Source organism: Candidatus Nitrospira salsa (genome assembly GCF_965152625.1).
This window is the reverse complement of sequence record NZ_CBCUCO010000002.1, coordinates 2,072,670-2,087,494: the sequence shown is the minus strand read 5'-3', so window position 1 is coordinate 2,087,494 and position 14,825 is coordinate 2,072,670. Positions and strand designations below refer to the sequence as shown.

Here is a 14,825-nt window from a genome sequence, read left to right as displayed (position 1 = left end):
ACGGTATGTTTGAAGCTGTCGAGAGTTCGTTTCTTGTGCCGTTTGATGGAACGTTTTCAATTAAGAAAGTTTCAACGAAGCACAAGGGGAAGGTCCCTTCCAAAAAACAGTATCATAAAAATCTCACGAAGCTTATTGAGAAGATGAGCGACTATCAACGGACTCTGTACGCTCATGATCACCATGCGATCCTTCTCATTTTTCAGGCGATGGATGCAGCAGGGAAGGATTCGACGATTCGAGCCGTGACAAGTGGAATTAATCCAGCCGGCTGTCAGGTGTTTTCGTTCAAACAACCTTCGAGTCGTGAGTTGGAGCACGACTTCCTCTGGCGTACAACTCGGTGTCTTCCTGAACGAGGACGGATTGGGATTTTTAATCGCAGTTACTATGAGGAAGTTCTTGTGGTTCGTGTCCATCCCGAGTATTTGCAATCTCAAAGGCTTTCAGAACCCTATAATCTCAAATCTATCTGGAAGGAACGGTTTGAATCTATTCGAGAACATGAACAGCATCTCGCTCGAAACGGGACTGTCATTTTAAAGTTTTGGCTCAATGTTTCCAAAAAAGAGCAGAAACGTCGATTTCTCTCGCGCATTGAAGTTCCAGAAAAAAACTGGAAATTTTCCTCTGGTGATATCAAGGAGCGTGGATATTGGAACGAGTATATGGGAGCGTACGAGCAAGCGGTCAATGCCACCTCGCGTCCCTGGGCACCGTGGTATGCTATCCCAGCAGATCATAAACCTTTTATGCGGTTAGCGGTGGCAGAAATTTTAGTGAAAACATTTGAACGACTCGGCCTGCGGTATCCCAAGCTCAATAAGTCTGAACAAGCGGAATTAGAACAGATGCGTTTACTCCTTGAACAAGAGTCTGCTTATAGCCGTTTTTAATAACTTCCGATGTTTGAGGCCTATAGCCGATTCAATGAACTTTCAATGTTTGATGTGAGTAATGACGCTGGGTGACTCAAGCTGGCTCGACTGGGACGTATTCATATTCGCTATAGTATTACGCTGCTAGGCGACCTATAATCAACCCTCCAGAGGCGAACTGGTCGCACCATTGGCAACTGCTTCAATCCTAGAAGAGGTTTGCCGCAACCGTCGTCTAGGTTTCCTTTTTTCACTCAACTGGAAATTAATTGGATTCGCTATAATCGTTTTATAAGTATGTGAGGGGTATGGTCTCTTAGGAAATGTTGTCCAGTTCGTCATGTGTTGGTCTGAGATGTAGTTAGCCTTTCTTAACCCTTTCTTTTCAAAATTTTAAATTAGGTTGTTTGCCAAAAGTTTGGGTGTTTGTCAGAAATGATAGGGGAACAAGGAGTCGTGCTTTATGAAGGCATGATCCCTTGTTCCTTTCGTGCAGTACTGGTGAGAAGCGCAGATGCGAGAGTTCCAGGTGTCGCATACCCTAAGGCGTAGAATGTACTAATTGTTTTGACTCAAGGCTACTTTCGTGCCGAGGAACATCAGCTTTCTTGCAGAGTAACTTATTCGGCTAGATGGTCTTAATGTCCCGTGGCTTCGTCGGCCATGTCTTCCGCTCCTTCTGCCATTTCTTCTGAGCCTTCTTGTATATCCTCTCCCATCTCGTTCATACCATCGCTGGAACTTTCTTTTGCATCACTTAGCATTTCGCCGGTATCTTCGGCGGCCTCGTTAAGTGATTTGCTAGCACTACTTACCGCATTATCAACGGCCTTGCCTGCTTTTTCGCCAGGGCCTTCAGACCCCTCCCCGCAGCCCATGACGAAGCTAAGTACAAAAATTCCACATAGGGTTGTGTACTGATATTTCATGCCGAACCTCCTGTTGGTTGTTGTAAAGAGTTGAATAGATCCTCTCTCGCGGCTTCTTGCCAATTGACAGTGGATCTCTGAGGGGAGGAATAGACCTGTCATTCCGTTGGGGCGAGTGTGAGTACGATCGTTTTACGGAAATGAATTCTCTTTTTATTGTAGAGCATTCGTGTGAAAGGTCAATAAATATTTCATCGGGTTTCCCAACGTTATATCTTCTGCCGAGAGTGATTCAGTACTTGTCTGAATGGTTATGGAAACAGTTAAGGCTTTACACTTTTGGAAATGTCTTAGAACAATTGCAGATGATGAACAATTTCTCGATTGAAGGATTGGTAGGCAAGTCAGCATTTCTGTATTTGACGTGATTTAGGATTCCATCGGTGTCGTGTAGGCCATTGGCACGGCCTTCGGCCGTGCCCTGGAGAAGACATCGCAATATGCTACGCAAATGTTTCGCAAAGGGATTTTCCAATAAGAGGAAGGTCGAATGTTTGATTCTCTTTTGGTTGTACCGTAGATTTTTTACTTTGATGAATGTTCACTGACTCGGTTTTTTGATTTGCTTGAAGTGGTATTTCAAGTTGATACAACTCATGAATTTTCGAATGATGTTGTTCAAGTTCCCACGCTAATTCATTTGCCAGTTTTTCCATTTTCTTTTGTAATTCACCGATTGAGTGAAGGTGATGCTTTACTTCTGCTTCTCTGGCTCGAACAATATAATCTTTGTCTAAGTATCGAGTATGGGTTCCTCCGTCGTTTGCTTTAGGGGTTGATGAGGTTTCTGTTTGATTCGTTGTGACGAGGGCGTTGGCGATTAGAATGTTGTTCATCATTACTCTCCACGTAAGAAGGTGAATCATGTGAATCCTTAACCATGAACGGTCATGTCCGCTGATAGAGCAAAAGCGTTGCCAAAGAATTTTTCGTGCACCAATTCGACATGATCGCACTGTACTACAATCAATGGATGCATCTGCCTGAGATGCTTGAGTTGCTGAGGAAGAATTTTTCGTGCTGGACATCAAACGTCGATAGAAATGTTGACGACTTCACATAATGAAATTCATCCTATGTTCAATATTTTCATGGAAAAAAGAATACTTTCCTCCAAGAATCGTCAATGAGAAGGAAGCGTTTCTGACAGTATGACTGTTAAGGGAAGATGGCGTTATCTTCTTGCTCGTTGATCCTTTTTCGTAAAGACCACATCGTCTCCACCTACTTTGATCCGAGAGCCTATTTGTTAGACGTGTAATGATCAAGAAACTGTTCATCTAAATTTCTTTTCACTTCAAAGTTGGTTGGTAGTATTGCGGATAAGTTTCTGATCGTCCATCGTGTTTCTTTCACTCAATTTTCTGAAGAAACTGTCGATAAGAGAGAGCTTTGTCTTGATTGCAAAGGCTTTTTATGTGAAATCTTGTCGTGAAATTCTCAACAATAGATAGAGGGTGTTATGGCCATGTCTCTTGGTAAATTACAACGATATAACCTTCAGGAGTTTTGGGGTGAAGAATTCGGGAAGTTTTCATCATGGCTTATTCAAGAAGATATTCTAGAAATGATTGGTGAAGGTATTGACCTTAAGCTAATTCCGACTAAACAGAATAATTCTGTGAGCCTGCCTCAGGGCGGTGTGATTGCCAAAAACGCGAAAAATGCTGATATCATATTTATTCAGGGGCAGTTACTTGATCTTACACATAATGATTTTGGTCAGTTGATTTCATGTGCGGCTGAGATGAATGCTTCCTCTATAGTCTGGGTTGCCTCAAACATTCCCATTGAATACCGGAACGCAATTAATTGGCTCAATACGATGTCTCGACATGATGTAAGTTTTTATTGTGCAGAACTAGAACTGTGGAGAATTGACAATTCTGCGCCAGCTGCAAATTTTCATGTTGTCTGTCAGCCAAGGCATCTGACTGGAAAAGTGCAAGATGGTCAGGATTCTGTTGTGGAGCGGGTAGACGCGAAGCAGGAGGTTCCACTCGCGAAAAATACTGCAAATCCTCAAAAGGAAGGGGATTGGACAAAGGCTACTCACGGAAATCTTCCTCCTTTACCGCAGGGTAAATCTTCGACTCAGGTAAAGGAAGAAGTTGCCGTTCGTGAAAATTTTGTCTACACGAAGTCGTTTTAGTCGTGAGTGAGCGGCAGGACATTCTTTTCTTAACTCATTTCTTTCCTCTCATCCAGCTCAGTTCTCAAGTCCGATCTAGGACGTTCTGTTGTGTGATGAAAAGTCGGGAATTTACCAAAGAAGTTGTGTACTTTTAGTAAACTCCTTTCTCTGAATCTCTTACGCCTTACCCGCTTTCCAGAGTAATCAAATAAATTTTAAGATTCTTTTATCTTTTTTCACTTCAAGTTGGCGCTCTACCGCGTTCTCAAGGGAATTATTTACGAAGGGGCAACGGAAGTTGATTTCCTTAGAGGGATTGAATATCAACTGGCTATTAAAAGCCAATAGTCGATCCCTTAAGGGCCTGGCACTTTTTCATACGAATGGAGCAAGCACGATAAAAAGTCAGTCAACTGCCAGAAAGGTCTCTGTTATCAAAAAGGAGGTCTAGCTGGCGCCGATGAGGCTGGCCAGAATGATGGGCTTGCCTACCTAGACCATCACAATGCTGTCATAAATTGAAGGGAGCAATATAGATTAAGGAACAGATGTTTTAAATCACTGACCTGCTCCAACAAGAGCTGAGATGTACCTCATTTTGAAAATTGTGCTGATATGGAGTCCTCATGCGTCCATTTTCTGAATAGTGCGGTGGTCAAAATTGATTATAAATGAATACAGATGACGACATGAATTGCAGTCGGGAAACTCACGTATTTTTATGGCAATAATCAATACTTGTGAAACGACCTTGAGGGGTGTAAACTTTCTTTTCATATTGAAAGGGATGTTTGTGACTGAAAAGAAAGAAGAAACCCTTCTCTTAGTTGGAGGGAATACTACGAATGGAAGCGAGATCCTCAGTTATCTTTCCAAAGATTACAGAGTGTTGTCAGCTAAGACAGGAAAAGAGGCCTACGAACTGCTGAGACTGAACGAGATTGATGCTATTTTGTTTGATGAAGACATCGGCGATATCAGTGGCGAAAGTTTTTTCAAAGAAGCACGTGTTCGATACCCTGATATCACTCGTATTTTTATGAGTGAATCCAGGGATGATCAGAAAGTCATGGAAATCTTTAAAGCTGGAGCCGTCTATCAAATCATCCCCAAACCCTGCCCGCCTTGGCATTTGCGGCTGTTAGTCAATCGTGCCTTGGAAAGTCGTGAATTGGCTCGCCGTCATCGATTCTTGAGTCGTGAGCTCAAATTTTCGGATAACGCTTTTCGTAGCCCCAAAGACCACATGGTAAAATTGTTACGAGAAAGCTATGAGTTCGACAAATTGGTCTTCGCCAGTGATGCCATGTTAAATGTCTGTAATTTAGCAAGAAAAGCGGCACCGACCGATCTCCCAGTTCTCATTCAAGGCGAAACTGGAACGGGGAAAGAACTAATGGCCAAAGCCATACATGGGTTTGGTTCACGAAAAGCTTTTCCGTTTTTAGTTCAAAATTGTGGCGCCTTGCCAGATGAGTTATTACAATCAGAATTATTTGGGCATAAACGAGGAGCCTTTACTGGTGCCGTTAGTGACCGACTCGGACTTTTTTCCGCAGCCGATGGCGGAACGGTCTTTCTTGATGAAATTTCCGAAGTCTCTCCCGCGTTTCAGGTCAGCCTATTACGATTTCTTCAGGAGGGAGAAATCAAACCTTTAGGTGCCGATAAGGTTGGGTATGCGGATGTTCGTATTTTGGTCGCGTCTAATCACCCAATCAAAGAGCGCGTAGAAGCCGGGACATTTCGAAAGGACTTGTACTACCGTCTTCATGGGTTTGAGATCAATATTCCCCCACTTCGGGAACGGGTGGAAGATATTCCTGTTTTGGCAGAATATCTTTCTCGAAACTATGCCGAAACCCTCAATCGAAAAATTGCAGGTATATCAGGGCAAGTGATACGACATATGCAAGCCTATTCTTTCCCAGGCAATGTTCGAGAATTAGAAACTGAAATTCGTCGGATGGTCGCCTTAACAAGTAATGGCGAGTTTGTGTCGATTGAGCATTTGTCTTCAGAAATTGCGCAAGCCCTTCCGGTGGACGACCGCATAAAAGAGCAATCCTATATCAATGAAGCTGGTACTCTCAAAGAAAAGGTCGAGCGGTTAGAGGCATTAATTGTGACTCAATGCCTCACGCGTCACCGATGGAATCAAAGTAAGGCAGCCAAGGAGTTAGGGCTATCACGAGTTGGCCTGGCGAACAAGATTAAACGGTATCAGTTAATTGCCGTTGGGAAATCGTGAAATCCCATGTGTGGACCAAACCCACGGTCGAAATCGAACCTACCCAGACGACTGGCTCTCGAGGCTTTAGTGTGAATCCTTTTATCATGAAGCTCTGCCTCAACTAAATCCCACGTCTGAACCGAAAAAACTTGGTATCATCTCCACTGGCCAGATAGTGAGCTTTGTCAGAAGTAGAAAGCCATGGGTCTTGGCATTGTCGTTGCTGAAGTATTTGGTTTGTTTCCACCCTTCAAGCTGAATGTTTCGTATGGGAAATCAGATCGGGAGAACTCTTGAAGATTACGACCTCATAGGACCTACCCTCGTGAAGCTTCACTCATTTTCTTTTCACTATGGCGAATCCAAATAAGTTTAAGGTGTGACCTTGGCGACGATTGTTGAGTTATCCTGCGTAACCTCAATAGATAACTGACGTTCAACGCGGGTCTGCTCCTGAGGTGTCGGCTTGAGATCGCCAAGCCCGCGCAAATACTCACTTCGAACGTTCGGAAGGTTATACCCGCTTGGCTGTCTTGATAATGATTAACGTGTTATCTCACGTATTGGCTCTCAACATTGTACAAATTGGCGCGTTATCGTTTCGGTATAACCGAATCGGCTATAAGGTTATCTCTGAAGATGAAGGCTATGTTGTTGAGCCATGATTTCTCTCTCCTACCTTCTCGAAAAGTTACTTGCAAACTTGACTTACACTTCTTCCTTGCTATTGTTCTTAATTGTGTAACTCTTCTTTTCATCTTGTCGTGGGTCTTATCAATCTCATGATAAGTACGTCGATAGAATATTCCTTTTGTTCTACAGGAAAGATGAATATTCGCTAATCATGTTGGCACAAAAACGGTTAATGGCATCGCATTTGCTTGTTAACGGCATAATTAATGGAATGTATACCGTGACGACTTCAAAGGATTTTTCTTCTCCATTACCTGCCCCTTAAAAATTTTCTGTGATCCTGTATTCAGTAAGACGTTATTAAATAAAGGAACCGTTATGGCCAATTTACTCTGGTTACAAGGTGGTGCATGTTCGGGTAACACCATGTCGTTTCTTAATGCGGAGGAACCCAGTGCTTGTGACCTTGTGACGGATTTTGGAATCAACATTCTCTGGCATCCATCCTTGGGTGTGGAATTAGGAGATAATTTACAAAAATTACTTCGCGACTGTGTGTCGGGAGAAATTCAACTCGACATTTTTGTCTTTGAAGGAACGGTGGTCAATGCTCCTAATGGTACTGGCGAATGGAATCGATTTGCCGGACGGGCGATGAAGCAGTGGGTGCAGGACTTGTGTGGATCCGCACAATATGTGGTAGGAATCGGGGATTGTGCAACATGGGGCGGTATTCCAGCTACGGTACCGAATCCGAGTGAGTCCCAGGGGCTTCAATTTCTCAAACGAAACCATGGTGGGTTTTTAGGGATAGATTTTCGTTCAAAGTCCGGTCTTCCGGTGATCAACATTCCAGGCTGTCCGGCGCATCCTGATTGGATCACTCAAATTGTTGTGGCCGTCGCGACAGGGCGAGCTAGCGATATTTCTTTGGACGAGTTCCAGCGACCCAAAACCTTTTTCCAGAGCTTTACCCAAACCGGTTGTACGAGAAATATGCACTTTGCCTACAAGGTTTCAGCGACCGAGTTTGGGCAACGTAAAGGGTGTCTCTACTACGACCTCGGGTGCCGGGGACCCATGACTCATTCTCCCTGCAATCGGATCCTGTGGAATCGTCAATCCTCCAAGACACGTTCTGGCATGCCGTGTCTAGGTTGTACTGAACCAGAGTTTCCACACTTTGATTTGGCACCAGGGACAGTGTTTAAGACTCAAACGGTGATGGGTGTTCCTAAAGTTCTCCCATCAGGAGTTGAAAAGAAGGGGTATGTGACTCTGACTGCTGCAGCCAAAAATGCCTCTCCGGCCTGGGCGGAGGAAGACATCTTCGTGGTGTAAAGCATCTAGACAAAAGTTTCTACATAAGAGGAGCAGGACCATGGCTGTACAAACATTAGATATTTCTCCGGTAGGAAGAGTCGAGGGGGACCTCGATGTCCGAGTTGATATCGATAACGGCGTGGTGACGAATGCCTGGACTCAAGCCGAGTTGTTTCGGGGGTTTGAAATTATCCTTCGCGACAAAGACCCCCAAGCTGGCCTGGTCGTCACTCCACGTGCATGCGGAATATGTGGGGCGTCGCACCTCACCTGTGCCGCTTGGGCGCTGGATACCGCCTGGAAGACGACTGTTCCCCGAAATGCCATCTTGGCTCGAAACCTTGGCCAGATTGTGGAAAGTTTGCAAAGTCAGCCTCGATACTTTTATGGGTTGTATGCGATTGATCTCACCAACAAACAATATCGAAATAATCAATATTATGAAGAAGCCTGTAAACGCTTTGCCCCCTTTTCTGGAAAATCCTATGAAATTGGCGTGACGATCTCTGGTAAACCGGTAGAAATTTATGCATTACTCGGCGGGCAATGGCCGCATTCGTCGTATATGGTGCCAGGCGGAGTCATGTGTGCGCCAACTCTTTCCGATGTCACCCGTGCCTGGTCGATATTAGAATATTACAAAAAGACGTGGCTTGAGCCGGTGTGGTTAGGATGCTCACTCGAACGGTATGAGCAAATCAAAACCTATGATGATTTTATGGTTTGGCTGGACGAAAGTCCTGCACATGCCAATTCGGATTTGGGTTTTTATTGGCGGATGGGAGTCGACATTGGGTTGCATCAATATGGTGGAGGAATAGGCAAATATTTCTCATGGGGTTATCTCCCCCATGAAGATAAATACCAAAAACCAACAATCGACGGCCGACAAACATCTGTGATGATGAAGAGCGGTGTCTATAATGGCGCCACAGATGCGCATAGCTTAATGAGTCAGGAATTCGCACGTGAAAACACGACGCATTCATGGTATGACGAAAGTAACGACGATGTGCATCCCTTCGACCGAACAACCAAAGCCATCCTAAACAACTCCACCGATTTTACTGGTCGGTATTCCTGGTGTACCGCGGTCAGTCATGAACAGTTTGGACGGCTCGAAGCAGGTCCTTTTGCCAGGCAAATGATTGCAGGGGGCAAACATGGCGAAGACTGGCAACATACTGATGGGTTCATTTTAGATGTCTATAAAAATATGAGTGGCCCTAGTCTTCACCTCAGGCAACTCGCCCGAATGCATGAAACCGTGACACTTTATCGTCAAGCCGAACGGTGCCTGCGCGAATTCAAATTGAATGATCCTTGGTATATTAAACCGCAGGAAGTGGATGGTCGGGGATGGGGTGCGACTGAAGCCATTCGCGGTGCGTTGTGCCATTGGATTGAGGTTCAAGGTGGGAAAATAAAAAATTACCAAATCATTGCGCCCACGACTTGGAATGTGGGACCACGTGACAGCGAAGGTAATCGAGGGCCCATCGAAGAAGCGCTCATAGGGTCCCCGATTGCTGATCCGACTGATCCTGTCGAGGTTGGTCATGTGGCGCGTTCTTTTGACTCCTGTCTCGTCTGTACCGTCCATGCGCATGATGCCAAGTCTGGAAAGGAATTATCACGATTTCGAATAGGGTAAACGATCGCGAATTTGAGTAATGACAATGCCGAGAATACACGAATTTATGTGAATTCATATAGGAGGGTGCTCGAACCTTCACGCTTCACCCTTTTCGGCGAAGTGCCAGGATCTTCGTATTATGCGTAATGAGGAAGAAGAAAAAGTTCGACAACAGATTGAAGGCTTGTTGTCCAACGGGCTCAAGACGATGCTCGAACCATTTCCTGAAACGCATGTCGAATTTGCGAAACTTCTTGATGAGCTGCGAAACCTTTCTCCAGATGACTTAGAGGGCAAACTCGTAATAGGAGGATTTGCGGATCAGCCGTATGGACCGGATCAAATGCGATGTTTAGAATGCATGTATTATTTAGTCCACAGAAAATGGTGCGATTTGCCGGAATTGGCCGTGCCAGTTGAGCCGGACTGGTATTGTCGATTGTGGCGTATCTAAGCATACCTATTTCTAATCTCGTCGTTAGTCTTTGCCAGCAGAAGCTTATTTTCGGTTAGATGTTGACGCGGTAGGTTTTCAGCACAGCTTTCCCGCCTATCTTCAGATGGATAACGATGACCTTCTTCGACAGAAGGTGTTCCAGTTCTTAGAGTCTGGAGTTCCGACTGAGGTTGAACCTCGTGCGTATTCCAGTGAAGACGTTCAAGTCATTATAGCGAGGCTGCAATCGTTAATGGACAATCAGCTTGATGAAAAAATCAAGATTGCCGGATTTACATTACAGCCATACCACCCATTTGATGATGAAGACGATCTTGTCCAATCTTGTGAGACCTGCATGTACTACCTCCTGCATCGCCGATTCTGTGAGCTTCCTGAATTATCCATTCCTGTCGAAAAAGACTGGTCGTGCCGGCTTTGGCGAATTTAGGGATGGTGTTTCATTTTTGTGATTGTCGAATGATTTCTATTCTTCCCGCCAAAGTCATATAATCACTTCTTGCTTCGTTTTTCTTGTAAAACGTGCGTGCGACACGATTGAAAATATGTATGTGATCATTGGGTGCGGCAATCTCAACCGACGTGACGATGGTGTAGGAGTTGTGGTTGCTCAGCGTCTGCAAGCATTTTTCTCTCAACACGCTCAACCGAATGTTCACGTTTTTGATGCGGGTACAGGCGGAATGGATGTCATGTTTCATGCCCGAGGAGCTCGTGCTCTCATTATTATCGATGCGTGTGTGAGTGGCTCAGAATCCGGTGCCATTTTTAAACTCCGAGGTGATGATGTCACGAATCGCCCAAACTCAAGTTATAGTTTGCATGACTTTCGTTGGGACCATGCGCTCTATGCTGGCCAGCAAATCTTTAAGGAGGAATTTCCCAAAGATGTCACGGTGTATCTCATTGAAGCTGCTGATACGTCTTTTGGCCTTGAGTTAACCCCTCCCGTAGAACAATCAGTAGAAATCGTGTGCGAACATATTCGTACGCAAGCGTTAGCATGGATTCATTCTGAGTTGCCAGAATCCCACAGCAGTGAACCTGAGTCGCCGCTTCATATTCGAATTCATAAAGGCAGCCTCTATGTCGATGCGTCAATCTCAGAGAGGTATTTCCAGAATCTTCAGCACATCGCTCTTGTCAAACGGGACAACCAGATTCTCATCCTCCCTATTCGTCATGAAGGGGGAGGGGGGCTCCTACTCAAAATCAGAAATTCGCATGGAGACCGGGTGATTCATGCACAAGAGTTTCTTCGAGAACATGGCCTCGAAGACCTTGTTGATTATCGTATTCCTGTTTCATGGGATAACACCACGTGCGGATTGGTCTTTGATGTTTCTTGCATAAACCCTCGATCAATATGACCTGTTCTGTTCTGCAGGCATAGGGCATTTCTCTCGCCCCCATCATTCGGCATAGACTCTTCTGCAGACCATTTCTACTGTTTGAATCATGGACTACAGTGGTTTGGCGTACTTGCAATCCCAGGTTTCATTTACTAACGATATAAACTGAATAAATTAAGTATAAATACGTTTAAGTGGCGATTTAAGTGTAAATATGCATAGTAACTTTGCAATTAGAAAAACAAATTGACATATAAGATGCCTGCGAATAAGATGAGTGAAATCTACACAGGAGCCAAGGATGGTTGATAAAGTAGTCACTTCTAGTCTTTCCAATGAATGCGTCAACGCCGCCGTAGTTGCAGCTAAATCAACCTCTGCTACCTCAGCCGCTGAAGTAGAGAAGCTTATGGAAATGGCCATGAGTTTCCAGCAAAACCCCAAATCTGTGCAAGATCTTTATCAGGCGGTATTTCTTTATCAAAAGGCTGCCTCGCTATGTGAGACAGAGCCGCTTCTGACGGCTCGATTGCAAGCTCGAATGGGGATGGTATTGAATGCCATTCCACACGAGGGGCCGGAGTACCTCATGCAAGCACACATCGCATTTGAATCTTCTAAAAAAGCATTGTCTCAAATGTTTAGAATGAATAAATCTATTGCTATGACATCGTACAGTTTTCCTGAAAGTCCGGTCCGAAAACCCTAAAAGCTCCGAGTATCTTTGTTGTTAGAAGAATTATGTTGATCGTTTGAATGAGCATGGCATGGGATGCGTAACATACACATAGAGGAGCCAAACGATGGTGGATCAAATGGTCACTTCTAGTCTTTCCGATGAACGCGTCAAAGCCGCATTTGCAGCTGTTGAATCCGCCGATGCTACCCACCCAGAAAAAGTAGAGATGCTCATGGAAATCGCCATGAGTCTCCAGCAGAAACCCAAATCAGCACAAGATCTTCATCATGCCGTCTCGCTCTACCGCAAGGCGATCTCGCTATGTCCGGCTGAATCGCTGCTCCTAGCTAGAGTGGAAGCTCGGATGGGGACGGCACTAAATGCGATTCCACATGACGGACCTGAGTTTCTCCGGCAAGCTCATACCGCTTTTGAATTAGCTATCATAATTTTAAAGCAGCACGGCTCTATGCAAGAACTTGCAGAAGCTGAGATGAATCTTGGCCTGACCATTCAATCCTTGGCTAGTTATGGCTGCGCACACATCACTGACGCGATCAATGCCTATTTGCGGTCACTCCGTATTTTTACGCGCGATGCCTATCCGGCAGAATTTGCCATTCTTCATAACAATCTGGCCACAGCTTATTTATCGATGACCATTACGGAGCAGAATGGAAAGATGCGAGAAGCGCTCGCGGTGCAGTCGTTTGAAGAAGCCCTACGTGTTGTCACACTGATTGATTATCCGACGGAATACGCAATGCTTCAAAACAACTTGGGAAATGCCTTGCAATATTCCTCTAGTAGTCATGTCGTTGAAAACATTTTTCGAGCGCTGGAGGCCTACGACGAAGCCCTGAAAGTTCGAAATCCAAAAGACACTCCATTAGAATATGCCAATACTATTTCAAACAAGGCCAATGCCTTGCGGAGCTTACCTGATGATCCTCAGTATCCAGAACGAAGCAATCGTGGTAACCTCAGACGTGCGTATGCGTATTACCATGAAGCCATTACTATTTTTCAACAGTTTGGAGAAAGCACGAAAGTCCTCATGACATCAGAAGTGATGGCAGACATTGATCAAGAACTGCAAGATGCCGAAGATTTCTCACCAAGCGACTCCATTTATCGCACGACGATGTAACCCATAGTTGTGTTAGGAGATCTTTGTTATTGACACGCTGACATTTGGAGAGTTCACCGTCGTGAAATGCCTCCTCCTCTTTCTGATGGCCTGTGTCATGGGGGCAATTGGGGGTGCTGTTGGCGGTATGTTCGTTGGAGGAAAGGATTTGGGGTATGAACTAGCCGCTATGATGGGGGCATTTTTCGGACCTCTTGCCGCTGTTCCAGGTGTGGTTGTAGGCTTGCTGCTTCTTGTGGTCGTGTGAGTGCGAGAGAGATACATCATGATTGACATGTTCAGGCATTCAATCCTGCTATTTTGTAAAGGTAAATTATTTAAGGATCTCAACAAGGTCATGATGCTGGTGGTGTTTGGTGCAGTACTGGCGGCTCTCATGCTGGTGGCACTGGTTAAGGTTGGTGTGAATATGTGGGTGGCAGTGATGATAGCCAGTGGATTGTCTGGCGCATTGCAACCACGTCTCTTTCGTGATTTAAAATTTCAGTAGAATAGATGGTAAAGGTTGACGTAATGACGTCGTCCTCACAGGTTGCTCCACATTCCCAACAACCTAACCCAACTCAGCCAGCGTTAGGGGATCTTGTCCGGGATATTGAACGTTTAGAAACGATCGTTGACGGATGGGAGGAAACTCAACAACATACCGTGCAGGCTTTACGCCAGGCTATTGATCGGCTTCATACTGAAGCCTTTTCTCGATTGATTCGTGAGATCAAGTCTCATCCAGCCGCGCAACCCGGTCTTCGACAAGCCGTCTCGGATGAAGTTGTTTACGCTGTCCTACGACATTTCCAACTAATCAAGCCCTCATTACATGAACGGATAGAAGATGCACTCGCTTCTGTTCGTCCTTCTCTTCAAACGCATGGAGGCGATGTTGAGCTTGTGGCCGTACGACCTCCGGATACGGTTGACATTCAACTGCTAGGCGCCTGTCATGGGTGCCCGTCTTCTAGTCTTACCCTAACAGAAGGGGTGGAAAAAGCCATTAAAGACTCTTGTCCTGAAATCACGAGCATTCACACCGTCAAAGGGGCTGCGACCTTGACGGGAGAGCATGGGGTTCCCTTACATTTTGTCAGTCCATTTGCCAAAACAGCAGAAGAAGGTTGGCAATCTGTGACGAACGTGGAACATATCCCGGAAAATGGTGTGACGGTGAACGAGGTCTCCGGTCATTCACTCTTATTCAGCCGACAAGGACATCAAGTGACCTGTTTTGAAAATTCCTGTGCGCATATGGGGATGCCGTTGGACATGGGAGAAGTCAACGACGGCATTATCACCTGTCCGTATCATGGTTTTCAGTATTCATTAACGAGTGGTGAATGCTTGACGGCTTCTGAGGTGCAATTGTTACCGCATGCCGTTCGCGTGACCGGAACAACGGTGGAGATCAAGTTTTCGGAGTAATCCTT

General features: G+C 45.2%; 14 protein-coding genes and 1 pseudogene. 13 read left to right on the top strand and 2 right to left on the bottom strand.

Annotated features, from left to right (window positions below; all coding sequences use genetic code 11):
• Window positions 1–5 precede the first annotated feature (5 nt).
• Window positions 6–896: a polyphosphate kinase 2 family protein gene (locus tag ACWQXP_RS11340; RefSeq protein WP_454062931.1), complete on the top strand. Its 891-nt coding sequence runs from the start codon at window positions 6–8 to the stop codon at window positions 894–896.
• 620 nt (window positions 897–1,516) lie between these two features.
• Here ACWQXP_RS11340 and ACWQXP_RS11335 read toward each other — a convergent pair.
• The gene (locus ACWQXP_RS11335; RefSeq protein WP_454062930.1) at window positions 1,517–1,807 is read right to left on the bottom strand and encodes a hypothetical protein; all 291 of its coding nucleotides are present in this window, start codon (window positions 1,805–1,807) and stop codon (window positions 1,517–1,519) included.
• 443 nt (window positions 1,808–2,250) lie between these two features.
• The gene (locus ACWQXP_RS11330; protein WP_454062929.1) at window positions 2,251–2,646 is read right to left on the bottom strand and encodes a hypothetical protein; all 396 of its coding nucleotides are present in this window, start codon (window positions 2,644–2,646) and stop codon (window positions 2,251–2,253) included.
• 623 nt (window positions 2,647–3,269) lie between these two features.
• Between ACWQXP_RS11330 and ACWQXP_RS11325 the strand changes: the two genes are divergently transcribed.
• The 12 genes and pseudogenes from ACWQXP_RS11325 (at window position 3,270) to ACWQXP_RS11270 (ending at window position 14,820) form a co-directional block, all read left to right on the top strand.
• Window positions 3,270–3,959 (top strand): hypothetical protein, encoded by a 690-nt coding sequence (locus ACWQXP_RS11325; RefSeq protein ID WP_454062928.1) that lies wholly within the window; start codon window positions 3,270–3,272, stop codon window positions 3,957–3,959.
• A gap of 775 nt (window positions 3,960–4,734) precedes the next feature.
• Window positions 4,735–6,192, top strand: a complete 1,458-nt coding sequence (locus ACWQXP_RS11320) for a sigma-54-dependent transcriptional regulator (protein ID WP_454062927.1) — start codon at window positions 4,735–4,737, stop codon at window positions 6,190–6,192.
• A 993-nt stretch (window positions 6,193–7,185) separates the two neighbouring features.
• Window positions 7,186–8,148: an NADH-quinone oxidoreductase subunit B family protein gene (locus tag ACWQXP_RS11315; protein ID WP_454062926.1), complete on the top strand. Its 963-nt coding sequence runs from the start codon at window positions 7,186–7,188 to the stop codon at window positions 8,146–8,148.
• 40 nt (window positions 8,149–8,188) lie between these two features.
• The gene (locus ACWQXP_RS11310; RefSeq protein WP_454062925.1) at window positions 8,189–9,784 is read left to right on the top strand and encodes a nickel-dependent hydrogenase large subunit; all 1,596 of its coding nucleotides are present in this window, start codon (window positions 8,189–8,191) and stop codon (window positions 9,782–9,784) included.
• Between the two features lie 121 nt (window positions 9,785–9,905).
• Window positions 9,906–10,220, top strand: coding sequence for a hypothetical protein (locus ACWQXP_RS11305; RefSeq protein WP_454062924.1), 315 nt, complete (start codon window positions 9,906–9,908; stop codon window positions 10,218–10,220).
• Window positions 10,221–10,251: 31 nt separating this feature from the next.
• Complete coding sequence (locus ACWQXP_RS11300; protein WP_454062923.1) at window positions 10,252–10,653, top strand: hypothetical protein; 402 nt, start codon at window positions 10,252–10,254, stop codon at window positions 10,651–10,653.
• Between the two features lie 115 nt (window positions 10,654–10,768).
• A pseudogene (locus tag ACWQXP_RS11295) lies at window positions 10,769–11,209 on the top strand (hydrogenase maturation protease); the annotation flags it as partial.
• A gap of 667 nt (window positions 11,210–11,876) precedes the next feature.
• A complete protein-coding gene (locus ACWQXP_RS11290; RefSeq protein WP_454062922.1) occupies window positions 11,877–12,284 on the top strand; it encodes a hypothetical protein in 408 nt (135 codons plus the stop codon).
• Window positions 12,285–12,378: 94 nt separating this feature from the next.
• Complete coding sequence (locus tag ACWQXP_RS11285; RefSeq protein WP_454062921.1) at window positions 12,379–13,404, top strand: hypothetical protein; 1,026 nt, start codon at window positions 12,379–12,381, stop codon at window positions 13,402–13,404.
• Window positions 13,405–13,465: 61 nt separating this feature from the next.
• On the top strand, window positions 13,466–13,651 hold the full coding sequence (locus ACWQXP_RS11280) for a hypothetical protein (protein ID WP_454062920.1): 186 nt from the start codon (window positions 13,466–13,468) through the stop codon (window positions 13,649–13,651).
• Between the two features lie 18 nt (window positions 13,652–13,669).
• The gene (locus ACWQXP_RS11275; RefSeq protein WP_454062919.1) at window positions 13,670–13,894 is read left to right on the top strand and encodes a hypothetical protein; all 225 of its coding nucleotides are present in this window, start codon (window positions 13,670–13,672) and stop codon (window positions 13,892–13,894) included.
• Window positions 13,895–13,917: 23 nt separating this feature from the next.
• The gene (locus ACWQXP_RS11270; RefSeq protein WP_454062918.1) at window positions 13,918–14,820 is read left to right on the top strand and encodes a NifU family protein; all 903 of its coding nucleotides are present in this window, start codon (window positions 13,918–13,920) and stop codon (window positions 14,818–14,820) included.
• Window positions 14,821–14,825 lie beyond the last annotated feature (5 nt).

Bases quoted from the DNA above. Each gene is read 5' to 3' on its own strand.
- ACWQXP_RS11340 (WP_454062931.1), top strand. From the start codon at position 6: ATGTTTGAAGCTGTCGAGAGTTCGTTTCTTGTGCCGTTTGATGGAACG.
- ACWQXP_RS11335 (WP_454062930.1), bottom strand. From the start codon at position 1,807: ATGAAATATCAGTACACAACCCTATGTGGAATTTTTGTACTTAGCTTC.
- ACWQXP_RS11330 (WP_454062929.1), bottom strand. From the start codon at position 2,646: ATGATGAACAACATTCTAATCGCCAACGCCCTCGTCACAACGAATCAA.
- ACWQXP_RS11325 (WP_454062928.1), top strand. From the start codon at position 3,270: ATGGCCATGTCTCTTGGTAAATTACAACGATATAACCTTCAGGAGTTT.
- ACWQXP_RS11315 (WP_454062926.1), top strand. From the start codon at position 7,186: ATGGCCAATTTACTCTGGTTACAAGGTGGTGCATGTTCGGGTAACACC.
- ACWQXP_RS11310 (WP_454062925.1), top strand. From the start codon at position 8,189: ATGGCTGTACAAACATTAGATATTTCTCCGGTAGGAAGAGTCGAGGGG.
- ACWQXP_RS11305 (WP_454062924.1), top strand. From the start codon at position 9,906: ATGCGTAATGAGGAAGAAGAAAAAGTTCGACAACAGATTGAAGGCTTG.
- ACWQXP_RS11290 (WP_454062922.1), top strand. From the start codon at position 11,877: ATGGTTGATAAAGTAGTCACTTCTAGTCTTTCCAATGAATGCGTCAAC.
- ACWQXP_RS11285 (WP_454062921.1), top strand. From the start codon at position 12,379: ATGGTGGATCAAATGGTCACTTCTAGTCTTTCCGATGAACGCGTCAAA.
- ACWQXP_RS11275 (WP_454062919.1), top strand. From the start codon at position 13,670: ATGATTGACATGTTCAGGCATTCAATCCTGCTATTTTGTAAAGGTAAA.
- ACWQXP_RS11270 (WP_454062918.1), top strand. From the start codon at position 13,918: ATGACGTCGTCCTCACAGGTTGCTCCACATTCCCAACAACCTAACCCA.